The organism is Streptomyces sp. NPDC017890 (genome assembly GCF_044328675.1).
GTDB lineage: Bacteria > Actinomycetota > Actinomycetes > Streptomycetales > Streptomycetaceae > Streptomyces.
Window position 1 is genome coordinate 257,004 of sequence record NZ_JBIRHU010000008.1, and the last position, 21,999, is coordinate 279,002.

A 21,999-nucleotide genomic window follows, 5' to 3' on the forward strand; every position below is an offset into this window, starting at 1 on the left:
CACCGGGATCAAGCCGCTCCGCCGGATGACCGAGTCGTTCGACGACACATCGGGGGCCGACTCTTCTCGAACACCACGGGGCCGGTCCTCCGACGCGACCGGCGCCGTTCTGCCCGGCTCGTCGTCGTGGTGATGCCGTCGCACGCGCCGAGGAGTCGCTCGGTGTGGAGCGCGCGACGGCCGCATCGGGCAGAGGCCGGCGAGCGGTCGGCCCTTGCCGGGAGCACCGCCGGTCGGACTTCGCGGGCAGAGTGAAGGGCTGGGCTTGCTGTACTTCAAGTAACAAGATCAGTGTTGGTGTGTGTGCCTCGCGCGACCACTCGAGGCTGCCTCCCGCCCCCCCCGTGTGCCCGCGATCGTGGTGCCCGGACCACCGACAGGATGCCGAATGAAGCCGTCATACGACCGCCTGGAGCAGGCGCGCGCGGACTACGACCACCACCTGCGGACCTGCCGGCAATGTGAGGCGGACGGTGCGAAGTGCCCCGCGGCCAAACACCTGAGACGCCTGTACAACAACCTCCTCAGAACGAGATGACCTCGTCCGGTACCGCGCAGCCGCACTCCTGCCGGTGCCGGCCGGTTCGTCTCATGCCTGTGCGCCGTGCACGGCGTGCCGGGGCGGGTGGCCGTCGTACTGTTCCCGGTACGTCGTGATGACCATGTCGGGCGGCAGGCTCGGCCAACCCGTGACGCGGCCGTTGCGGCGGTCGATGATCCAGTAGCCCACGCCGACGGACTGCGGCGGGCCGCCCGCGTCGCCGCGGGCCGTGGAGGTCGGATGGTGGACCGGCCGGCCCAGGCCGCACGGGCGGAGCGCCACGTCGGCGTGCCGGGCCGCCCCGCCCCCCGCCGCCATGAGGCGGACGGGTTCGGCCGCCCCCGCGGCGTCCATCGGATCGGGGTGACCGTGCCAGTACCCGACCGGCGATCGGCGCGGACAGCCCTGGGGGAACTGCTTCCTCCGCCTCCGTACATGCTCAGTTCGCTGTCGCGTCGCTGAGCGCACGGACGCGGGGCGGTCACGGGATCGGCTCCTTGCCCTCGGCGGGCTCTGCTTGCGGGAAGGTGTCCTGCTCCGCGAGTCGGCGCCAGAAGCCCAGCCGGTGTTCCATGGCGTAGTCGACCGGCCCGACATCGTCCGGCGCCAGGAACTGGGTGTGCGGCACGGTTCGGCCCGGATCGAACCGGGGCCACCGCGGAAGTCCCGGCCGGTTCGGTGTGCCGGTGCGGGCGAAGTGCGCCCAGTGGTCGGTCATGGTGTCGGACAGGCGCACCTGGGCCTGGGTGAAGTGCTTGCGGGCGCCGGCCTCCTCGAACACGTACGGGGTGTCGCCCGCGTGATAGGCGCCGAAGTCGAAACTCCCGGAGAAGGGGAGATACATGGGGGCGTCCCGGTCGGCGAACTCATAGGCGTACGTGGGCGTGTGGCGTCCGAAGGCGACGGCCTGGGCGTAGGTGCCCCGGGCCCACATCCGGTCGGTCACCACGGTGGCCCAGGCCAGGGCGGGTGAGGGAAAGTCCCCGACCGGGTACTGCGCGCCCACCGTGTCCGCCCCGCGGCCGAAAGCTGTGGCGAGCGCCCGCTCGTACTGGTCGGCGGTGAAGGGGGAACCCACCGCGTCGTGGGCCATCCCGACGAACAGCCGGTGTTCGTCCCTGGTGGACCCCGACATCACCGGGATGCGAGGAAAACGGCCTTCTTTCAGCGTCTTCTCCGGCAGTTCGGGAAGCACCTCGGTGCCGTAGGCGAACGTCTGGAAGGCGTTCATGATGTGCGGGACCGCCAGCAGTTCCCGCACCGGCAGTGCGCGCAGGCACCGCAGCGCGCGCTCGGAGTCGCGCCCTGCGCAGCCCAGCGAGGAGGTCATCTCGACACCGGCGTCGCGTACTTCCTGCTCCGTGCGCCAGGTGTAGTACGGGTAGGCCGGTACCCCCTCGCCCATCGCACCGGCGGGCATGTCCATCATGCCCTCGCCGCTGGCCATAACGGCTCGGTGGAACAGCCCGCGGGCCCCTGGTGAGGTGAGGTGCCCGCTGATGGCGGCCGCGCCGAAGGAAGATCCGGCCACGGTGACGTTGCCGGGGTCGCCGCCGAACGCGCCGGCGTTGCGCCGGACCCAGTCCAGCGCCGCCTGCTGGTCCTGGAGGGCGAACGTCCCCGACCCGTCGAGCCCTGGATACCCGAAGCCGCCGAACACACCGAGGCGGTAGTTGATCGTGACAACGACCAGGCCGCGGTCGGCCAGGCGCCGCGCGTCGAAGAGGCTTCCCCCGCCCACACTGCCGTCACCGTGGATCCACACCAGGACAGGGGCGGGCCGTTCCGCGGCAGCCGGGGCCCGCGCGGTGACGTCGAGGACCAGACAGTCCTCCTCCAGGCTCGCGGTGTCCGCGTAGGGCGAGGCGACCTGGGCACAGAGCGGGCCGGGCTTCGTGGCGTCGCGTACGCCCTTCCAGGGCTGTACCGGACGTGGTGCGGCCCAGCGGTACGCGCCTTCGGGCGGTCCCGCGTAGGGGATGCCCCGAAAGAGGGTGTGGGTGGCTGTCCGCAGGCCCCGGACGAGGCCGGTGTCGACGCGCACCGTGGCGGCGGCGCGCGCGGACACCGGGGCCCGCGGGAGATCCGGGGCACTGGTGCCCACCATCAGGAAGACCGCGCTCGCGAGGACCGCGATCACCACCGTGCGCTTCATTGCCATGGCCGCCTGCCGGGTGTCGAGTCGCCGAAGACGCGGAGGGATACGGAACATATCTACAGCGAAACCGCCAAGAACGCGCATACGCGATCAATGAAACAGGGCAGACACGGTCGCGCATCGGGGTGGAACTCGGTACGGCCCCGACACGCGGTTCACGGGGCACGGAAGGGATCCCGCATGAGCGGTGAAGCGGGTCGCGGAACGGACTGGACGGCGTACCAGCACGAGATCTTCCGGGACGGTCTGGCCGGGGCACTTCCACGACTGCCCACGGATCTGAACCGTCTGGAGGAGCTGACCGAGGCACGGCTCGGTTCCGGACCGGTGGGGACGGTGGTGGGAGCCGCGGGTGACGGGCGTACGGCGCGCGCCAATCGTGAGGCGTTCGACCGGTGGCGCATCGTGCCCAGAATGCTGCGTGACGTACGCGTACGGGACCTGTCGGTCGACGTGCTCGGCCGTCGGCTGCCCGTTCCGGTGGCTCTGGCACCGGTCGGCGCCCTGTCGGTGGTGCACCCCGAGGCAGAGAAGGCCGCCGCCCGCGCCGCCGCGGCGCAGGGGGTGCCGTTCATCCTGTCCTCGTCGTCGAGCACGCCGATGGAGGAGGTCGTGGAGGCGGCGGGGGACGGCGAGCGGTGGTTCCAGTCAGCCGACCCGCGCCGCCCGGGAGGCTGACCGACCCCACGGTTGAAGATCACGCTAGAGGGCGCATGGGGGCAGGACGGCGGTGAGTTGGTTGAGGTGGTCGGGATGGACGCGGATTCCTGGGAGCCAGAGGTGTTTACCGGTGTGTGTGACCTGGATCCAAATGCTGGTGTGTTTGTGGTTCTCGTCGGTGACGGTGACGCCGTTGGCGACGGTGCAGCGGGCTTGGAGCAGATCCTGGTGCCAGACGCGGCCGGCTGAGTTGGAGGTGACGTAGGGACGGTAGGGGTTGTAGGCGAGGGACAGCGCACACTCGTTCGTGCGCGGTTCCTGGCACTTCTCCTCGACGTTGTGCACCAGAACACCGGCACTGCTGCCTGCGCCGACCGCGGCACCCTGCGCGGACGTGGCACCGGGCTCGCCCTGCTCTGGAAGCAGGAGCAGCAGACCGGTCACCAGCCCGCCCGCCGCGGCAGCGGCAGCGGATGCGGCGATGACCCGACGGCGGGACCACGGCCCGCGCAGCCGACGCCACCGGGCCGGGCGAGGCAGGGGTGACGGACCAGCAGACTCGGCGCTGTCGCTGTCGATGAAGGCTGGTTCGTCATGGCGGGTGGGGCTGGCTGCTTCCCACAGGGCGCGGTACTCGGAAGGGTCCGCGTCCAGCGCCCGGCACAGGTCCCGCACCACGGGCCAGGTCGGCACGGTTTCGCCACGGAAGTAGCGGGAGAGCGACGAGTCGCTGGTCCGGACCTGAGTCTCCAGGCTGCGCAGCGGGCGCCCTGATCGCTGCTGCAGGCTCCGCAGTGCGTCTCCCAGCCTCCGTGCTGCCGCACGCTGGTCCGGTCGTTGGCCGGTCATCGGTGGGTGCCTTTCCGCAGGGCGGGGCAACTACGTCCCGCCGGCTGTCCCATGTCCCGGGACGGGCACGTCCCAGCAGGTCAGGACTGTATTTATCCCGACATCGATGAAGCAAGCGGGATCTGGTTGTAAGGGTGACGTTTCCTGCGCAAACTCGGCATACCGGCTCAGGAGATCACCCCCGAGGGTGAGCGCGCCGGTACTCGTGGCCGTGCGGGCGGATGCCGCCCAGGCCGACTCGAATCCCTTACTGGAAGGAACTTCACCATGCGTGTACGCACCGCACTGTCCGCCTTCGCCGCCATCGCCGTAGTCGGACTCGGCAGCCTGAGCGCGGCGGCTCCGGCCGTCGCCGCACCCGGCGCGGCCTCCCAGCAGGTCGCTGCCGTTCAGGCGGCCGACAGCCTCGACGTCCACCGCGGCAAGTACATGACCCTGGGCGGCTGCCAGACGGCCGGACAGCAGGGCATCGACCGCGGACACTGGGACCGCTACCAGTGCGCCGAGGGCAACATGTGGCCCTGGACCTGGAACCTGTGGACCAACCGCTGAGGACCTGGCACCGCCGGTGGCCGCCGCTCACGCAAGGCGGCCACCGGCAGCCGCTCGAGCCGTCCACTGCCTGCCCGTCTCTTCCCACAGTCCACCTCATACGGGGCGTCCGGAGCCCCGCCCCTGCGGCGGCGATCAGGCCCGACAGAGGGCCGGCCGCCGCGCCGACCGACAACGGCCCGCTCGCGCGCCGGGACGCCCTCCGCCAGGAGGACGGCCGGGAGCCGGCCAAGGCCCGGCGCCTGTGGCTGGATCCGCCCCCACACGGCTGAACCGGCTTCCCACCAGCACCGGATACGCGAGCGTGCTCCGCGATGCGACCTCTCGCTCGGTGGCAACGCCGTCCACGGCCCCGCACACCCGAATCCTCATCGCCCCGGCCACCCGTCGCGAACACCCACCAGCGCACGGAGGAAGGGAAAGCCCATGTCCGCCCGCTCCCACCACACCCCCGCAGGCACCACACCACGCCCCACCGTGCTGCGCCGGATCCTGCCCACACTCGCCCTGACCTGCCTCGCCGCAGGTGTCCTCGCGATGTCCACCCACGCGACCACTACGGCGGCGGCCCCCGCACCTGCCGGCGCTGTGCAGGCACTGCTCGCCGCCGCGCAGGCCGCCGCATCCTTCTGCACGGCCTACGAACAGCGCGGCGTCCACGGCACCAGCCACCGCTCCGTGACCTACGGGCTTACCGCAGGCCTGAAGGCAGGAGCGTGATACCGCCTCCTGGGCCCGGACGGTGATCTGATGGTGCGAGCTGAGGTGATGCGTACGGTCGTAGCGGCCCGGAGCCCGCCTCGCGAACGCGGCGAGTCCCGCACGGTCCGGTGCGTGGCGCGGCGGGTGACGCCGGGCCGTGCCGGGTAGCGCACGTCCACCATCAGTTCCCGGTACGGGCGGCCGGGCACCCACGGATCAGGGCGTGATGTGTCGACCAGCCGCAGCGACACCGTGCCCAGGACATGCGGTCCGTCCGGAGCGGGGAGCCTCAGCCGGACGGACGGGGTGCCCGTCTTCCGTGAGCCCGGCGTCGCCGAACGGGGCGGGCCGGAGCTGGTATTCCGCCCTGCGGCGTGAGCCGGCGTGACGGCGGCCAGGGCGGCGGCGACCGCGGAGAGCAGTGTGGCGCGACGGGGGGCACGATAATTCCCGTTTCCGATGCTGGTGTGGGTGCCATGGGGGCGCGGTCGGCAGCAGGATCTCGGATGAGGACGCCGGTTGCCGACCGGTCGGGGAGGCGTCGGCTGAAAGCGATATGCCGAATTCATAGGCGCGGCGAAAAAAGGCGTCAAGACTGCTGCATCGACAATTGAGAATGACGAACTTGGCTGCTTCTCATATCTTGACGGTCAAAAGTTGCTGATGTTCGATCGGCCGCAACGTCCGCCACGCCTCCGCCACGCATCCGTCACGACGAGAGGACCCCTCACTATGGCCACTGCTCCTCTGTCCCAGCAGCTGTTCCTCGCCGGCGTCTTCAGCGACGGGGCCGGCAGCGACACCTACGACGTGATCAGCCCGGCCACCGGCGAGCACGTCGGCACGGTCCCGCTGCCCGTGGCGGCCGACCTGGACGCGGCGGTCTCCGCCGCACACGGCGCCCAGGCCGAGTGGGCCAAGGTGAACGTCTGGACGCGCGCGGCACTGTGCCACCGGATCGCGGACGAGATCGACCGGCGCCGTGACGAACTCGCCCGGTTGCAGACCCTGGAGCAGGGCAAGCCGCTTGTGGAGTCGGTCGCCGACGTGACGGAGGCCGCCGAGCTGTTCCGCCTGCATGCCGAGGACGCGGTCCGCCTGAACGGCGAGACGCTGCCCTCCCGCGACAACTCCAAGCGGATGTTCACCTTCCACCGTCCGGTGGGCACCTGGGCGGTCATTACGCCCTGGAACTTCCCGCTGCTGATGTTCACCGAGTTCGCCGCCCCGGGCCTGGCCACGGGCAACGCCCTGGTGGTCAAGCCCCCGACGAACACACCGCTGACCGTGCTGAAGGCCATGGAGGCCCTCACCGCCGCTGGAGTTCCCGAGGGCCTGGTGAGCGTCCTGCCCGGCGACGGCGCCTTCGGTGACGCCCTCGTCCGCCACCCCGGCATCCATGCCATCGGTTTCATCGGGTCCTCCGCCACCGGCGCGAAGATCCAGTCCGCCGCCGGTCTGAAGCGGTCGCTGATGGAGTGTTCCGGCAACGGCCCCCTGGTCGTCCTCGCCGACGCCGACGTCGAGGCCGCCGCCAAGGCCGCGGTCGACGGTGCCTACCCCTGCGCCGGACAGGTCTGCTGCGCCACCGAGCGCGTCGTCGTGCACACCGACATCCACGACGCGTTCGTCGAGGCCGTCCTGCGCGAGGCCGAGCGGGTCCGCCTCGGCGATCCCTTCGACGACAAGACCGTTCTCGGCCCCCTCAACAACGAGGGCGTCGCGGCCAAGATGGACCGCCACATGGAAGACGCCCGTGCCCGCGGCGCGCGCATCCTCACCGGCGGCCGGCGCCGCGAGGGCATGCCCACCGACCTCTACTACGAGTTCACGGTGGTCGACGGCGTCCCCGAGGACAGTCTGCTGTCCAAGGAGGAGTCATTCGGCCCGGTCGTCCCCATCATCACCGGACGCGACGAGGACGACCTGCTGCGCATCGCCAACGACGACGCCCTGGGTCTCCAGGGGGCCGTCTTCACCCGCAGCATGACCTCCGCGTTCCGCTTCGTGGAGGAGATGGAGGTCGGCCAGGTCGTCGTCAATGAGACCAACAACTGGTGGGACATCAACATGCCGTTCGGCGGCGCCGGCTCCCGTGGGACCGGCTGGGGCCGCATCGGCGGCAAGTGGACTCTGATGGACATGACCGACACGCGCACCGGCGTGATCAGCCTCTGACCCCGCCCCGCCCTGGCCTCCCCGCCCCCGCCCCGACCGGCCTGCCTGCCTGCCCGGCCAGGTGGGCCAGGGCAGGCAGGCCCTCGCCCACCCACCACCTCGCTCGCTCACTCGCTCACTCGCGCACGAGGAATACATGCCCCGCACCCAGCAGCAGCGCCTCGACCACCGTGCGCGCCTGAGCCGTGCCGCCCCCACGGCGTACTGGCTCGACCGTCCGGACGGCCCGCCCGCCGAGCCCCGGCTCACCCAGGACACCAGTTGCGACCTCGCGGTCGTCGGCGGCGGCTACACCGGACTGTGGACCGCCCTGCTCACCAAGAGGCGCCACCCGCGCCTGGACGTCCTCCTGGTGGAGAAGAAGACCTGCGGTCACGCCGCCAGCGGCCGCAACGGCGGTTTCTGCTCTCCGAGCCTGACGCACGGTCTGGCCAACGGAGCCGAACGCTGGCCGGACGATATCGGCCTGCTCCAGCGCCTCGGGACGCAGAACTTCAACGCCTTCCAGGACGACCTGGCCACCCACGGCATCGACTGCGGCTTCACCCGCAGTGGGAAGATCACCGTCGCCGCCACCCCGTGGCAGGCCGACGCAGCAAGGAGCATACAGTTGACGACGTCTCATCTCGGTGCGCTGAACGAATTCTGTTGGATGGACCTCAAAACGCACGACGTGCCAGGCACCGCAGCCTTTTTCTCCACTGTGCTGGGCTGGCGGTTCGCCGTGGACGAAGACGACTGGCGCCGCGCGACGAAAATCTTCGCCGCCGGTCATCAGATCGGCAGTGTGAGCGACCTCAGCGCTCCGGTCTACCCGCCGGGCACTCCCGCCCACATCGCCTACTACCTCGCCGTCGATGACATCGACGCCCGCACCGAAGCCGCCACGGCAGCAGGCGCCCAACTCGTGCTCGCCCCTTTCGATGCCGGGGATCAGGGCCGCATCGCGACCCTGATCGATCCCGTCGGTGCGGTCTTCTCCCTGTGGCAGACACAGCCCTTCAACCGCTGGCTGCCAACGGCGAGCGCACTACAGCGCATGATCCTGGCCTGCCCCAGCCCCGAGCAGGCCCGCCGCTTCTATCAGGCAATGCTCGGTACGGTTCCCGGCTGCGCGGATTTCGTACTGGCATCCGGAGCCGAGGGCTGCGTGCCCCGATGGGAACTCGTCGTAGGCGTCGAAGACCCGAATGCTGCCGCCACCCGCGCACGCGGCCTGGGGCAGGAGGTGTCGTACGGACCCGATCGCACAGCACCGGGCGGTCAGCGTCTGAGCAGCCCGGACGGACTGACGTTCCGCATTCGAGCCGGCACCGCATGACGCCGCCGGTATCGGCCCTGTTCTCCTGAAGCTACGGCGAAGTGACAAGCAGCTCGGGACGACGACAGACCTGTGTGTTGTTCAGTAGCCGATGCTGTCCAGTTCGGCCACGTCCTTGTCCGAGAGGGAGAGACCGGCGCCTGCGAAGTTCTCGCGCAGGTGGGCGGTGGACGAAGTACCGGGAATGAGCAGGATGTTCGGCGAGCGCTGCAGCAGCCAGGCCAGCGCGACCGACATCGGCGTCGCCCCCAGTCGGTTCGCGACCTGCGAGAGGGCCTCGGACTGTAGCGGCGTGAAGCCTCCCAGGGGGAAGAACGGCACGTAGGCGATGCCATCGGCGGCGAGGTGGTCCACGAGGTCGTCGTCGTGGCGGTGGGCGAGGTTGTACATGTTCTGCACGCACACGATCGGAGCGACGCTGCGCGCCTCGGCGACCTGCTCCCCGGTGACATTACTGACGCCGAGGTGGCGGATCAGGCCCTCGTGCTGGAGGTCGACGAGCGTCTCGAACGCTTCGGTGATCGAGCCGGGCTGCGGGCCCTGAGCGTCGCCCATACGCATGTTGACCAGGTCGAGGGTCTCGACGCCGAGGGATTCAAGGTTCTCGTGGACCTGCTTGCGCAGGTCTTCGGGGCGCCGGGCTGTGGGCCAGCCGCCCTGCGCGTCGCGGGTCGCACCCACCTTGGTGGCGATGAACAGCGACTGCGGGTAGGGGTGCAGTGCCTCACGGATCAGCTCATTGGTGATGCGCGGTCCGTAGGCGCCGCTGGTGTCGATGTGGGTGATCCCGAGGCTGACCGCCTCGCGCAACACGGCCAGGGCACCGTCGTGGTCGGCGGGCGGCCCCATGACCCACGGGCCGGCGAGCTGCATCGCGCCGTAACCGAACCGGGTGACGGCTGAGTCACCCAGCGTCCAGGTTCCGCCGGGGAGGGGTGTGGAGGGCGTGTCCATCGCTGTGCCTTTCACTTCGTGCCAGGGGTGGTGTCTCCAGCCCTTTTGCATCAGCATGAGAGAGGAACTTCCTGTTGGGAAGTAGGCACTCTGAAGTGCGTAACCACCCAGAAGGTGAGAGGCGAGGTCAGCGACAGTGAAGGCCGACAAGAAGGCGCAGGCGAAGGTGGAGTACAACGCGTTCCTGGCCGTGTGCCCCAGCCGCCAGCTCCTCGACCGGATTTCAGACAAATGGGTCGTCCTGATCCTGTGCGCACTGGGCGGTGACACACCCGAACAGCCCGGCGCATCACACGTCCCCAAGGCGATGCGCTACTCCGAACTGGCCCGGCTGCTGGCCGGCGTCAGCCAGAAGATGCTGACCCAGAACCTACGGGCTCTCGAACGCGACGGCTTGCTCACCCGAACGGTGACACCCACGGTCCCTGTCACCGTCACGTATGGGCTGACCGACCTCGGCCTCTCACTCCATCACCTGACGCGCGGACTCAGACAGTGGGCCCAGACCCACATGGAACAGGTCCTCACTCATCGCGAGAGCCACGACGCACGCGCTTCCTAGCGTGGACGGCGCTCTCCGTCTCTGCTGCGGGTTGAGATCTGCCTGACCACGGGTGACGTGCAGCATGCGGGTCAAGTCGAGCCCAGATCTTCCGGACCGGCCGCCACGACCGGAATACCAGGTGGACGGCCCAAGGGAAACGGCCTGGTGACCTGACTCAGGTCACCAGGCCGCCGCCGTCAGGTACTCAAGGTACCGAGCCGCCTTTGTGTGCAGGGCGGACGTTGCCTGATGCTAGGAACGGTCGACGGCATCGACGGCGTGTTCTTTGAGGAAAGCGCCCGCATGGGCTGCTGCTTCCTCCGCGGTCGCGTGGCGCGTTCCATGGGTGACCGCGGCGGACGCTCCGTCAGCGCCCACGCCTGTCCAACTCCAGTCACCAGAAGGTGCTTGCACCAGTTCGGCGGTCCCGCCGAAGAGCGCGAGCGTGCTCCTGCCCGCTGCCGCGGGCGCTGAGCGGCTGACGGCGTCGGGCCATTTCTTCCGGGCACCCTGCCGGGTGATGCCCCAGGCAGCCCCCATCTGCTCGTAACTGGCGCCGTAGGAGCCGGCAGTTGCTGCCGCGTGCGCGGTCAACCGCCTGACCTCGGCATCCATCACCTTCCAGGCGGCCAGGACGGACAGTGCCACTTCGGCGGGATCCGCTGCCCACATGCGGTCCGCAGGCAGCCCGGTCTGTCGGGAGCGAATCGCCGAGGCCAGTGGAGTCAAGGCGTCGTACAGCGCCTTGTCGAGTTCTGCCTGTTCTTCCTGGGTGATCTCAGAGACCATCATGCGACAACCATAGTTCACGAATCGGCCCGCGGAAACAAAAGTTCACATGCCGTCTCACTCGCCGCCCGGCCGCATCGGCGAGACGGGCCCTCCATCGCGAGCCAGGCGGCGTCGTTCCCCCTGGAGACGACTTGGCGGAGGCGTTCGTCGGCGGCGTGCTTGTTCCACCCGACGAAGCCCGGGGGTGGCCATGAAGAACCGCTCCGCGCCCTCCCTCGCGCCCCACGGCCTGGTGCTCGTAGGCGGTCCGAGAGGCCGTCTGTGGGCGGAGAACCGGCGGCTGTCGCCCCGTGGGAAGACGTGCGGGTCGGGCCCGGTCCACGCCAGTGACTGCCTCAGTCTGCGTGGGGGTCGAGGGAGTGTGCGATGCGCGCCGCGATCCCGCCGAGTTGACCGGCCTGTTCCTCGGTGAGCCGGCCGAAGACGTGTTCGCGCAGGGTCGCGTAGTAGCCGGGCGCCGCCTGCGCGTACTTCAGTGACCCCGTCTCCGTCAGCGATGCGATCGTGACGCGGGCGTCCGAGGGGTCCTGCTCGCGCACGAGCCAGCCCTGTCTCTCCAGCCGGGACGCGATACGGGACAGGTGTGACGGGGTGACCCGGGACAGCTCGGCGAGTGAACTCATGGTGTGCGTGCGGCCCCGGTGCTGCGTCAGGCACCACAGGATCAGGAACTCGTGATGACTCAGTCCCTGCTGCTTGAGCCGGCCGTCCAGCGCTGCCGGAAGCCAGAGGAGCACCGACAGCAGTGACTCCCACGTCTCCGCCTCGGCCGGGACAAGCTCGCGATTCGCTTCCACACGCGCGATCGTAGCGCGGAAGCACTTTCCATGGTAAGTGACTCTCAGGTACTTGCTATGGAAAGTTTTACACTCTAAGTTAGTTTCCGAAGCAAGCGAATGGCGATCAAGGAGTAACGATGCGTGCTGCCCGCTACCACGACTACGGCCCCGCCGACGTACTCGTCATCGAGGACGTCCCGGAGCCGCACGCCGGCCCCGATGAGATCCGTATCCAGGTCGCCGCGGCCAGCGTCAACCCGGTCGACTGGAAGCTGCGCTCGGGGGAGGTCCGCGCCCACTTCCCGGTCGACTTCCCGGCGATCCCCGGTCGCGACGCCGCCGGCGTGGTGGACGAGGTCGGCGAGGGCGTCGCCGGTGTCACCGTCGGTGACCGGGTCTTCGGCCTCGGCGGCATATTCGGAGCGACCGCCCAGTACGCCACGCTGACCGCCTGGTCCCCGGTGCCGGAACCGTGGACGCTGGAACAGGCCGCCGGGGCCGGGCTGGCCGTCGCCACCGCGGGCCGGGGGCTCAACGCGCTCGGCGACCTGTCCGGCCGCACGCTCTTGATCGAAGGAGCCGCCGGCGGTGTGGGCAGCGCCGCCGTCGCCATGGCGGTGGCCCGCGGCGCCACCGTCATCGGCACGTCGAGCACGGGCAAGCACGCCTATCTGCGCACGCTGGGGGCCCTGCCCACCACTTACGGCCGAGGGCTGGCCGATCGAGTCCGCGAACTCGCCCCGGCGGGAGTGGACGCCGTGCTCGACATGGCCGCCTCCGGCTCGCTCCCCGACCTCGTCGCCATCGCCGGCGACGCGGACCGCGTCGTGACGGTCGCCGACGCGGCGCGCGCGGGCCAACTCGGAGTACGGCACCTCTACGCGGAGAACGACGCAACGGTGCTCGCGGAGGGTGCAGCACTGGGCAGCCGGGGCAGGTTCACGCCCCACCTCGCCGCAACCTACTCGCTGGACAGGATCGCCGAAGCGCACCGGGAGGCCGAACGCGGCCACACCCAGGGGAAGATCGTCATCACCCTGTAGCGGCAACCGCTGCCCGGGCGGGACTGCCCGCCCGGGCAGCGTCACGGCTGGACGGGGCTGTTGTACGAGAAGCTAGATCAAGGTCCTTTCTTCGGTGACCATTACTGCCACCGAATTCACGTCGATGAACTTGCTTTCGTCCGGGTTCACCAGTTTCTTGTAGTTCTCGGACGTGAAGAAGGCGTCGTGATCTGCCCAGTTTTCGAACCAAATCTCGGTGAGGCCGTCGTAGGCGGGCTCCGGGTAACCTTCGGCGCGTACCGGGTGGGAGACGGTGTACTTCTTCACGTACTGCTGGGATTCCGGAATGGAGGTGAACAATGGGCCGTGATGGCATCGGTGATGCTCGACGAATTCCTCGAAGGTCATCCCATCGATGCGGTTTATCATGAAAGCGAACTTGATCACGGACTTCTCCTTTTTCGTGCTTGCGGACGAGAGGGACGGCGGCCGGATGCTCCACCGGTTGGTCGCGAGCCGTGGGGTTAACCTAGGTGCTCACATCGATGTCAGGGGCAAGCCGTTGTGCCCCGAGGCGCATGGGGGTGGAGATGCGGATCGGTGAACTGTCCGCCCGGACAGGAGCAAGTCGTCGATCGCTGCGCTACTACGAGCAGCAGGGCCTACTGGTCAGTGCAAGGTCCTCCAGCGGCCAGCGATGCTACGACGACGACCACGTCCGGCGGGTGGAGCTGATTCAGACGTTCCTGGCCGCCGGAATGTCCAGCAGAACCATCGCTCAGTTGGTCCCCTGCATGGCGCAGCCCAACACGGACAGAGCCCGGGAGGCCATGGCTGTAATGGACCAGGAGCGGACGCGTCTGTCCTCCGCGATCGACGGCCTGGCCGCCGCAAGAGAAGCGCTTGATCACCTGATCGGCGTCAATCGGAACTTCCTGGAGAACGCGACGGGTGACTCGGCCTCGGGCCGACCGGATCACAGTGTGAACGCCGCACGCGCCGGCGCAGGCTGAGCCGTTTCCTCAGCACAGCTCGCCCTTGCCCACCCGCGCAAGAACGAGACGCTCGCCCAGCTCGGCGCAGGGTGCGGCGTCTTTGAAGCAACGGCCTGTCGGTACGTGGACGCGAGGGTCGAGGTCCTTGCCGCCTGGGCGCCGGCGCCGCCGTCCGCACCCCTGCCGCCACCACGAAGCCGGTCGACGAGTTCGGCCTTCTCGAACTTCGCACCGGCCCGAGCCGGCGCGACCCGGTGGGAAGCGTTGACGGCGCGCCAGCGGGCTTGTGCGGACTCGATGAGCTTGTATGCCAACTCGCGCAGAGGTCGTGGATCGATACGGTGAGTGACACCGTGGGGGTGTTCGAAGACGGTAGAGCCGGGTCGGATGCGTGTGACGGCGATTCCGACCGGCAACTACGTCGCTGAGGAGCGACCCGCAGTCACGGCGAAGCGATCAGGAGCCGCTGATGTCCGAGAACCCGAGCAAGGCGCAACCGCCGGTCGTCGACCGCACGACCTTTCAGCAGCGGTTGGAGGGGCTGCGGGCAAGGGAGAAGGCCCACACCCGCGAAGGCGACGCGATCGCCGCCGCGCGCCGCAGGCTCCCGATGGTCGAGGTGGCCGCAGACAGCCCGCTGCTGGGGCCGGACGGTCCCATGACGCTCCTGGACGCGTTCGAAGGGCGACGCCAGATGATCGCCTACTACTTCATGTGGTGGCCGGGCCGGCCGGCCGCTGAGCAGTGTGAAGGCTGTACCTGGGTGATGAGCCACGTGGGCGAGCTGGCCTATCTGCACTCCCGTGACATCACCTTCACCGTGCTTTGCCAGGGACGGAACACCGCCTACGGCTTCGCGGATGCGCAGACGTCGTACGAGGAGAGCCTGCGCTACCGCGCCTTCATGGGCTGGACGATGCCGTGGTACTCCGCCCAGCCCTCGCTCGAGCCGCTTCTTGTCGGCCGGGAGCTCGGCTTGTTCCACCTGGTGTGCTACCTGCGAGACGGCGACCGTGTCTTCGAGACGTACTGGACCAAACGTCGCGGGGCCGAGGCGGTGGACTACAGCTACGCGCTCATGGACCTCACAGTGTTCGGGCGCCAGGAGGCCTGGGAGGACTCGCCGGCAGGCTGGCAGCGCCTCGGGCACGCCACGCGGACCCTGGGCGGGGCTCCCGACTGGCCGCCGCTGTGGGAGGAGCGGCCGGTCGGACGTCCCACAGCACAGTGGCCGCGCGTCGACGCCGGCCGCTCTGATGACTTGGGCGCCACCGGCACCGGCCCGGCGGCCGAGTCCGACCACTGCCACTGATGGCGGATGGGCGATCGGGTCGGCGACTCAAGCGCGGATCATCCGGATCCGCGAGCGCAGGGGCGTCCCCATCCTGGCCCCGACCTCGCTCACCAGGGCGGCGGCCCCTGGCCGACCACGAGCACCAAACGCAGACTCCTGCAGGAGCTCACCCCCACCGAGAAGACCGTCACCCGGGCTTTGGCCGCCGCACGGGCGGGTCGCACGCGGGGTCGCCCGCCTGAAGTCCTGGCGGATCTTCCGCAGATCTCGCTGCAGTCCCAGCCGCATCACGTCAATCGCCGAAGCCGTCCTCACCCTCGAGCGGCAACGCTGTCCACGTGAGTTTCCGAAGCTCGATCGCCGATTACCAAAAAGTCATGTCCGGCGCCGCAGGGTACCGTCCTGCCGGCGGTAGAGGTCGCGCAGCAGGGAGATCTCGGCGCCGTGATGGATCAGCTCCCTGTTGACGTGCAGGACGATGCCCTCCATGGGAAACCGCTCGGGACCCACCGTGGGCGGATTCTCCAGGTCGGCGTCCGAAATTTCGCGAACCCCCGCGTTCCATCTCCCGTACATCTCATCGAGCTGTTTCAGCGCCTCGTCAGCGGTCCCCGCGTAGGCGAATGTCTGGGAGTCGACGTCCTGGCCGCCGAAGTGCCATCCGACCCGATAGCCCAGGCACGAGACGATGATGTGCGCCAGCCGCCAGGCAATCGTGGTCACCGGCGCCGGCACCGGATCAGGGGACGCGGAGTCCACCGTCCACTCTCCCGAACCTGCCGACGTCGGTGCGGCCGACGTGCCACGTGGGCGGATGCTCCAGCAGCCGTGCACAGGCTCCCAGAAGTACTCCTCATCAGTAAGACCGTCCAGCCGCGGCCGCAGGTTCTTGCGCCAGTGCCAGTCCAGTTGCTCCGCGAGCCGCTCGCTTCTTGTCATTTTTCGCACACTACATACAACGGAGACCTGGCTGCGACAATATGACGGCCAGTCAGAGTCACGCACTCCCGCCCTGCGATCAGCGTAAGTACCCCGAGCGAGCGCCACGCCAGAGCCTCCGACACGCCGGAACGTCGGGCGACAGCGGGACAGGTGATCGACATCTGCTCGCGCAGGCTGGGGCGGGGGGACGCCTTGCACCTGCCGTTCGGGTGGTGGCACCAGGTCCGTTCCGACGACTTCTCGGTGTCACTGAACTACCCCTGTCTGCCGCTGCGGGACGCCTCGCGGCTGCGAGCACGCGTGCTGCCGCGCCCCAGGCGGAGAGATGAGCGTCGCCCTGTCGGGTGGACCATCCGCCGGCGGCAAGCGGCGCGCCCGCCCCGTATTGCTGCTGCGTGCCTGCCGCGTGGGTTGTTCCCCGGGAGCACCGGACCTGCCGACCCCACGTGAGGGCCGGGTAATGCCGATGCCGTTGCCCGTGAATGCGACAGCACCGGGGTCCCGTCGACTGACGTCGCCCGTCGGAGCCGACGGGCATCACGCCGACTGCGTTCGCTGCTGGGACGGGAGGACGCTTCGACCGCCCCGGCACCCGCGAACTCTCCACGGGGCGTGCACATCGGCCCCCGGTCGCGGGCTCCATCGTGCAGGCTGTCTGTGTGGACCGACGGGCAGACGCAGAGACGGACCGGGCCGGACTCTCCGGTGATACCGGGACCGTGGAACCGGCCGGAGCAGCCCCGCCGGCAGGGGGGCGGCAGGACCAGGCTTCCGGGGAAGACCTGGAGAGCTTGAAGCGCCTTCTTCGGCGCCTCCGAGTGGAACAGGGCCTCAGCGTAGGAGGGTTGGCTCGGCGCGCCCGGCTCGGGCGTACCACGACGAGCCAGGCGCTCAACGGGGGGACCGTACCGAGCGAGGCGACGCTCGTCTCCTTGGCGCAAGCTTTGAGGGCGCCGGCAGACCAGTTCCTCCGCCTCCGAGCTCTCGCCCGCACGGGCGGCGACTCACCGATGGCTGCGACGCGCTCCGAGGGCTCGGCCCGCCCACCCGGACAGGAGACAACGAGGACGATCGGGCCTGCGCGGGATCGGGAGACCAGATTCACGTACGACTACCTGGACCAGCGGCCCCTGGGCCTGCTCCGTGTGCTCCACGGCAAAATGCTGGACTCCCCGTTGATCGGGCTGAGGATCCGGACTGTCGACATCCACCGCTCCACGGAGCTCAACGACCCTGAGCTCGCTGACCGGATGGTGCAGTACGCGGACGAATGCCTCGCCTGCGAGGCTCAGATCAAGAGCTGTCGGGATGGGGCAGAAGCGCTGCTTCTCCTCGTCCAACTCACCAACGTCAGCGAGGCGCGCTCGTCGTCGGATCCGGCACAGGCGAGCGTGTCGAACCACGTCTACGGCAGTGCCATGGTGTTCCTGGACCGCTTCGGGGTCGATTCAACGACCTTCCTCCAACTGCAGTCGTTGGTCGATCGGGAAACGGGCGGCGGCAGAACCCCACCCTGGTCCCTGCTCGAGGAGTTCGAGCGCCAGCTGGCAGACGTCTTTCCGCCGTACCAGTGACCCCTGCCGCTCTCCGGGTGATGTCAGTGTTCACCAGTGTTCTTCTTCGATCACCCGAACGCCGCTGAACACCGTTTCAGGAATCTTCGACGTATCAACCTGAAAGCCCAACGCATCAGGAGCCGTCGTGTCCGGTGTCGCCACAGTCCTCCTCGCCGCCTTCGCGGCCCTCTTCCTGGCTGTCCTGGTCTCTGTGGGGGCGGGCAAGCTCGCCCGCCTGGACGGGGCTACATATCCAGCCGCGATCCTGCGGGCCGCGACCGCGTTCGCCTCCGTCGTGACGCTCACAGCAGCAGTGACCGCGGCCCTCGCCGCACTGCTCCGGTGACAGGGTGACGCCGGCTCTGCGAGTTGTGCCGGAGCTTCATCGACCAGCGGATCAGCCTGGCTCCACCCTGTGAGAGCGAGGATCTCCCAACGGGACGCCGTCTTCGTCCGAATCACGGTGGGCAAAGGCACGTCTCCAAGGAAGCGCACGCCGACTGACGGCAGCCGAAGAGAGCTCCACGGAACCGGGACGGACTTGCGCATCACCCGGTCCGTACGCATCCGGCCCAGTACCGTCACCGGCAGCCCGGCCAGGAGGTGGGCCATGCGCGGGGTGTCGCAGCCGGCGTCGAACACGATCAGGATGTCGCGGTCGCCGAGGCGCCGGCGCCCCATCTCGATCAGATCGACGATCACCCGGCGGACCTGGGCGGCGGTGGCCTCGGCGACGTCGTCGGCCGGGCCGAGACGCACGGCGTCCAGCAGTTGGCACCAGGGCGTCCGGCCGCCGCCGAGCAGTCCGTGCAACAGGCGTTGCACGGGGCCTCGTGGCTCGCCCGTTTCCAGAACCACCCGGGTGGACGGCCTGGTTCGAGGAGCATTTCGACTCTTCGATAGCCTGCATCACCATGATGCGCGCTTGGATCCTGCCGACGCTGCTCGTGCTCAGCGGCTCAGCCGTCGCGACCGGGCAGATATTGAAGGGGAGCCCCGGCACAGCCGCAGCACTCCTGCTGGCCTTCCTGGCGCTCGCCAGCGTCAACTCACCCCTGATCTTCCCGAGGTCGATCGGTGCGCAGGAGGCACAACGCCGCAGCGCGGTCGACGGCCGACCGGTCGTCTTCTGGCGGCCGGGCTGCAAGTACTGCATACGACTGCGCATCCGGCTGGGCCGCAGCGCCCGCCAGTTGCATTGGGTCAACATCTGGCGCGACCAGGCAGGAGCGGCAGCGGTGCGAGCAGCCAACGACGGCAACGAGACCGTACCGACCGTCGTCGTGGCGGGCCGGCCACACACCAACCCCGATCCCGAATGGGTGCGCGAACAGCGCTCCCCTTCCGCGTGACCAGAGAGACCGCGCCCTACGGCGAGGCACCCGCAGACACAAGCGCACAGAGGTTGAAGAACAAGCTCAGACGCTCACTGGCCAACTGAGGCACTCAGGTGACCGGCTTGGCCAATCGCCTGCCGCAGCGACGTCGACCGCGGCGCAGGAGGGCAGCGGCTCCGTCACCTACCACGGCGGCCTGCCAGCCACCGTGGAAGGCAGCGGCACCCCCCTGTGACAGGTGGGGCGCCGGCGTCGTCCTTTCAGCGCTCGGGCGACTCGGCCCACACGCGTGCGGCCATAGCCTCTGCCTCGTCCTGCGGTGTTCCAGCCTGTACCAAGATGATCCCGCGGGACTGGTCCGGGAACGTGACCTCCCGCATCGCCGTACCCAGCGGGCCCATGGGCTCGTCCGACATGGCAGCCTCCCTTCGCGGCTATGGCCCACGTTAGAGGGGCGCCGACCAGAAGACGAGGACCCTCGTCCGGACGGGGCGCGAGCCTGGCCGCAACCGGACGACTTCGCCGACCTCGGCGCCACCGGCATGGAGATCCTCGGCGAGGGCAACATCCCCGGCTACGCGCACCCCGACCCGTCCTGGACCGACACCTGACACCGGCTGCTGGACCGCTACGGACTCACACCGGCGAACTACGGCTCCTGGGTGGACACCGCCATGCGGCGCGGCCGCAACCCTCATCGCAGGGAAGGTCGCTCCCACCTCGCACGGGACCTGCGCCTGGCCAAGCCGCTCGGCTTCACGTCGATCCGCCCGAAGTGCTCCGGGACCGCGCCCGTGAGGAGGGACACACCCGTGAGCGGTTCCGCCACCACGTCTGGACGCAGGCCGGCCACGGCGACCAGCTCGCGTGAAGGCGAAGGCGGCCGAGTTGCCCTGAGTCGCTCGGCTCCGGTCCCCTCTTCGGCCGAGCGGGTGAGGAGGCAGGGTCACTCCCTCCCTCTCAGGTACTCGACGGCCCTGCGTGCCGCAGCGCCGATCACCGCGTCGGCGCGGGGCAGCCGACGGTCGGCCCGGGCGGCCTGGGTGAAGACGACTGCCGTGTACGCGCGGCCATCGGCGAGTTCCACCACCCCGACCTCATGCCGCATGACGCCGAACGTCCCGGTCTTCCCGTACACCGCCACGTCGTCGTAGGGGAAACCCGCCGCGAGCCGGTGCTGCCAGGGCTGGAGTCCCATGGTGCGACGGATGAACGCGCAGCCGTCGGGGGAGGCCGCCTCGTCCGTCCAGACGGCGCGCAGCAGACGCGCCATCTCGGCCGGGGTGGTCGAGGCCGCCCACGCGGGGTCGTAGACGCCGGGCGGCACCGCCCGATCGTTGTCCGCGATGTGCGCCATGGCCGCGTCCACGGACTCGGCCCCCGTCACCGCCAGCAGCCGGGCCAAGGTGCCCGCGGCACCGTCGTGGAGGTGTGTGCGGACCAGGCCGAGGGCGCGGCAGGCGTCGCCGAACGCCTCGGCCCCCACGTGGTGCAGCACCGCGTCGGCAGCCGCGTTGTCGGAGACGCTCATCATCATGACGACCAGGTCGCGCAGGGACATGGACACCTCGTCGCGCAGTTGTGAGATGCCGGTGGGTCCGGGCAGCCTGTCGCCGGGCGGTAGGGTGATCCGCCGCTGCGGGTCGAGGATGCCGGCGTCCACCTGCCTGCAGTAGGCCACCGCCAGCGGCACCTTGTAGACGGAGCCCATCAGCACGGCTGTGTCCGCGTCGACCGTCACCGCCGCCGCGGGCCGGTGCAGTTCGGCCACATGCAGCAGGCCGCGCACACCGGCGTCGTCGAACATCGCGCGCAGGGTGCGCTTGATGTCCCTGTCGGAGGCCGTCGCGCTCATCGGGCCGCCTCCGCACTCGTCCGGTGGGCCGAGGCCAGCGCGTCGACCAGGACGTCGGCCGCTTCGGCGGCGTCCGCGGCTGCGAGCCGCCGGGCGTCCCACACCACCCGCAGTCGTAGCGGCAGCGCCGGGGCGGTGGCCGGTCGCCGGACGACCCCGTCCGCCGTGAGCGATTCGTCCGCGGTAACGAGAACGGCCTGACCGGCGGCGACGAGCGCCAGCCCGGCGCGTTCGTCCGAGACCGCCACCGTTTCGACCCGTTGTCCCCGCCCCGCGAGCGTGTCCAGGAAGAGATCGTGCGCCGCGGGCGCCTCGGCACGCGGCCGTACCGCGTAAGGCAACCGCCGCGCCGCCCGCGCCCCCGCCGCACGTGGACCCGGCGTGCTCGTCCTGTCCTGCGAACGGTGCGCAGGAGACCGACCGGCGTCCGTCTCGCCCGGTGCGAACCGCCCCGCACCAACGGCGTCGTCCGGTACCAGCAGCCACGTCGGCAGCAGCGTCACAGGACCAGCGGACAGGCCGTGCAGAACGGCGGGGTGGCGTACGACGGCCAGATCGAGCCGCCCCGCGGACACATCCGTCAGCAGCGTCGCCGTCGGCGCCGTGACCACCGAGACCCTGGCCCGGACACCCGCCCGGACGGGTGAGGCGGCGACGGTCGCGCCGAGCCGGGGCGGGAGCTCGGGCGACAGGCCGAGCCGGAGGCGCTGTCCGTCCGCGCCCTCCCTGGCGCCGGTGTCCCGCAGTTCGACCAGTGCGGAGAGCGCCCGGCGGGCGTGCGGGAGCAGCGCCGCTCCCTCCTCGGTGAGGGAGACCCCGCGCTCCCGGTCGAACAGCCGCACCCCCAGCAGCGCCTCCAGCCGACGCAGTCCCTGAGAGAGAGGCGGCTGAGTGATGCCCACGCGCTGTGCCGCGTCGCCGAAGTGCCCTTCCTCCGCGATGGCGACGAAGATCTCCAGATGCCGCTCGGTCAGCATGCGTCCCCC

At 69.7% G+C, this 21,999-nt stretch carries 21 protein-coding genes and 4 pseudogenes; 13 read left to right on the top strand and 12 right to left on the bottom strand.

The window, feature by feature from the left end:
• Nucleotides 1–589: 589 nt before the first annotated feature.
• Together ACH4F2_RS13310 and ACH4F2_RS13315 are read right to left on the bottom strand one after the other, a co-directional pair.
• Entirely contained in the window at nt 590–895 is a 306-nt protein-coding gene (locus ACH4F2_RS13310; RefSeq protein ID WP_398132827.1) for a hypothetical protein, read from the bottom strand.
• A 127-nt stretch (nt 896–1,022) separates the two neighbouring features.
• Entirely contained in the window at nt 1,023–2,702 is a 1,680-nt protein-coding gene (locus ACH4F2_RS13315) for a carboxylesterase/lipase family protein (protein WP_398132828.1), read from the bottom strand.
• 177 nt (nt 2,703–2,879) lie between these two features.
• Between ACH4F2_RS13315 and ACH4F2_RS13320 the strand changes: the two are divergent.
• A pseudogene (locus tag ACH4F2_RS13320) lies at nt 2,880–3,368 on the top strand (alpha-hydroxy-acid oxidizing protein); the annotation flags it as partial.
• 33 nt (nt 3,369–3,401) lie between these two features.
• Here ACH4F2_RS13320 and ACH4F2_RS13325 read toward each other — a convergent pair.
• Nucleotides 3,402–4,208, bottom strand: a complete 807-nt coding sequence (locus ACH4F2_RS13325) for a helix-turn-helix domain-containing protein (protein ID WP_398132829.1) — start codon at nt 4,206–4,208, stop codon at nt 3,402–3,404.
• A gap of 267 nt (nt 4,209–4,475) precedes the next feature.
• On the opposite strand from ACH4F2_RS13325, the gene ACH4F2_RS13330 reads away from it, so the two are divergent.
• From ACH4F2_RS13330 to ACH4F2_RS13345, 4 genes are all read left to right on the top strand, one after another.
• Nucleotides 4,476–4,760: a hypothetical protein gene (locus ACH4F2_RS13330; protein ID WP_398132830.1), complete on the top strand. Its 285-nt coding sequence runs from the start codon at nt 4,476–4,478 to the stop codon at nt 4,758–4,760.
• 426 nt (nt 4,761–5,186) lie between these two features.
• Nucleotides 5,187–5,480: a hypothetical protein gene (locus tag ACH4F2_RS13335; RefSeq protein ID WP_398132831.1), complete on the top strand. Its 294-nt coding sequence runs from the start codon at nt 5,187–5,189 to the stop codon at nt 5,478–5,480.
• A gap of 714 nt (nt 5,481–6,194) precedes the next feature.
• Entirely contained in the window at nt 6,195–7,640 is a 1,446-nt protein-coding gene (locus ACH4F2_RS13340; RefSeq protein WP_398132832.1) for an aldehyde dehydrogenase family protein, read from the top strand.
• Between the two features lie 136 nt (nt 7,641–7,776).
• Nucleotides 7,777–8,961 (top strand): FAD-dependent oxidoreductase, encoded by a 1,185-nt coding sequence (locus tag ACH4F2_RS13345; protein ID WP_398132833.1) that lies wholly within the window; start codon nt 7,777–7,779, stop codon nt 8,959–8,961.
• Nucleotides 8,962–9,042: 81 nt separating this feature from the next.
• Here the strand turns inward: ACH4F2_RS13345 and ACH4F2_RS13350 are convergent, their stop codons facing one another.
• Entirely contained in the window at nt 9,043–9,915 is an 873-nt protein-coding gene (locus ACH4F2_RS13350; RefSeq protein WP_398132834.1) for an aldo/keto reductase family oxidoreductase, read from the bottom strand.
• A 136-nt stretch (nt 9,916–10,051) separates the two neighbouring features.
• Between ACH4F2_RS13350 and ACH4F2_RS13355 the strand changes: the two genes are divergently transcribed.
• On the top strand, nt 10,052–10,477 hold the full coding sequence (locus ACH4F2_RS13355; RefSeq protein ID WP_398132835.1) for a winged helix-turn-helix transcriptional regulator: 426 nt from the start codon (nt 10,052–10,054) through the stop codon (nt 10,475–10,477).
• A 234-nt stretch (nt 10,478–10,711) separates the two neighbouring features.
• Here the strand turns inward: ACH4F2_RS13355 and ACH4F2_RS13360 are convergent, their stop codons facing one another.
• Entirely contained in the window at nt 10,712–11,251 is a 540-nt protein-coding gene (locus ACH4F2_RS13360; RefSeq protein WP_398132836.1) for a hypothetical protein, read from the bottom strand.
• Between the two features lie 335 nt (nt 11,252–11,586).
• Nucleotides 11,587–12,048 carry a MarR family winged helix-turn-helix transcriptional regulator gene (locus ACH4F2_RS13365; RefSeq protein WP_398132837.1) on the bottom strand — a complete coding sequence of 154 codons (462 nt, stop codon included), beginning with the start codon at nt 12,046–12,048 and terminating at the stop codon, nt 11,587–11,589.
• 119 nt (nt 12,049–12,167) lie between these two features.
• Between ACH4F2_RS13365 and ACH4F2_RS13370 the strand changes: the two genes are divergently transcribed.
• Entirely contained in the window at nt 12,168–13,073 is a 906-nt protein-coding gene (locus ACH4F2_RS13370; protein ID WP_398132838.1) for an NADP-dependent oxidoreductase, read from the top strand.
• A 72-nt stretch (nt 13,074–13,145) separates the two neighbouring features.
• On the opposite strand, the gene ACH4F2_RS13375 is transcribed toward ACH4F2_RS13370, so the two are convergent.
• Nucleotides 13,146–13,481: an EthD domain-containing protein gene (locus tag ACH4F2_RS13375; RefSeq protein WP_398132839.1), complete on the bottom strand. Its 336-nt coding sequence runs from the start codon at nt 13,479–13,481 to the stop codon at nt 13,146–13,148.
• Between the two features lie 143 nt (nt 13,482–13,624).
• Between ACH4F2_RS13375 and ACH4F2_RS13380 the strand changes: the two genes are divergently transcribed.
• From ACH4F2_RS13380 to ACH4F2_RS13390, 3 genes and pseudogenes are all read left to right on the top strand, one after another.
• Nucleotides 13,625–14,047 carry a MerR family transcriptional regulator gene (locus ACH4F2_RS13380; RefSeq protein ID WP_398132866.1) on the top strand — a complete coding sequence of 141 codons (423 nt, stop codon included), beginning with the start codon at nt 13,625–13,627 and terminating at the stop codon, nt 14,045–14,047.
• 451 nt (nt 14,048–14,498) lie between these two features.
• A complete protein-coding gene (locus ACH4F2_RS13385; protein WP_398132840.1) occupies nt 14,499–15,341 on the top strand; it encodes a DUF899 family protein in 843 nt (280 codons plus the stop codon).
• Nucleotides 15,274–15,654: pseudogene (locus tag ACH4F2_RS13390) on the top strand (transposase family protein); the annotation flags it as partial. The gene ACH4F2_RS13385 and the pseudogene ACH4F2_RS13390, both read left to right, overlap by 68 nt.
• Nucleotides 15,655–15,698: 44 nt before the next feature.
• Here the strand turns inward: ACH4F2_RS13390 and ACH4F2_RS13395 are convergent.
• On the bottom strand, nt 15,699–16,262 hold the full coding sequence (locus ACH4F2_RS13395; RefSeq protein ID WP_398132841.1) for a DinB family protein: 564 nt from the start codon (nt 16,260–16,262) through the stop codon (nt 15,699–15,701).
• A gap of 722 nt (nt 16,263–16,984) precedes the next feature.
• Here ACH4F2_RS13395 and ACH4F2_RS13400 point away from each other — a divergent pair.
• Nucleotides 16,985–17,218 (top strand): annotated as a pseudogene (locus ACH4F2_RS13400) (helix-turn-helix domain-containing protein); the annotation flags it as partial.
• 207 nt (nt 17,219–17,425) lie between these two features.
• Nucleotides 17,426–17,839 carry a hypothetical protein gene (locus ACH4F2_RS13405; protein WP_398132867.1) on the top strand — a complete coding sequence of 138 codons (414 nt, stop codon included), beginning with the start codon at nt 17,426–17,428 and terminating at the stop codon, nt 17,837–17,839.
• A gap of 513 nt (nt 17,840–18,352) precedes the next feature.
• Here the strand turns inward: ACH4F2_RS13405 and ACH4F2_RS13410 are convergent.
• A pseudogene (locus tag ACH4F2_RS13410) lies at nt 18,353–18,622 on the bottom strand (transposase); the annotation flags it as partial.
• A gap of 113 nt (nt 18,623–18,735) precedes the next feature.
• Here ACH4F2_RS13410 and ACH4F2_RS13415 point away from each other — a divergent pair.
• Nucleotides 18,736–19,173, top strand: a complete 438-nt coding sequence (locus tag ACH4F2_RS13415; protein ID WP_398132842.1) for a glutaredoxin domain-containing protein — start codon at nt 18,736–18,738, stop codon at nt 19,171–19,173.
• A gap of 245 nt (nt 19,174–19,418) precedes the next feature.
• Here ACH4F2_RS13415 and ACH4F2_RS13420 read toward each other — a convergent pair whose 3' ends face one another.
• From ACH4F2_RS13420 to ACH4F2_RS13430, 3 genes are all read right to left on the bottom strand, one after another.
• Nucleotides 19,419–19,574 (bottom strand): hypothetical protein, encoded by a 156-nt coding sequence (locus ACH4F2_RS13420; RefSeq protein ID WP_398132843.1) that lies wholly within the window; start codon nt 19,572–19,574, stop codon nt 19,419–19,421.
• Nucleotides 19,575–20,104: 530 nt separating this feature from the next.
• Nucleotides 20,105–21,013, bottom strand: coding sequence for a serine hydrolase (locus tag ACH4F2_RS13425; RefSeq protein ID WP_398132844.1), 909 nt, complete (start codon nt 21,011–21,013; stop codon nt 20,105–20,107).
• Nucleotides 21,010–21,990: a LysR family transcriptional regulator gene (locus tag ACH4F2_RS13430; RefSeq protein ID WP_398132845.1), complete on the bottom strand. Its 981-nt coding sequence runs from the start codon at nt 21,988–21,990 to the stop codon at nt 21,010–21,012. Before ACH4F2_RS13430 ends, ACH4F2_RS13425 begins: the two co-directional genes overlap by 4 nt.
• Between the last annotated feature and the right edge of the window lie 9 nt (nt 21,991–21,999).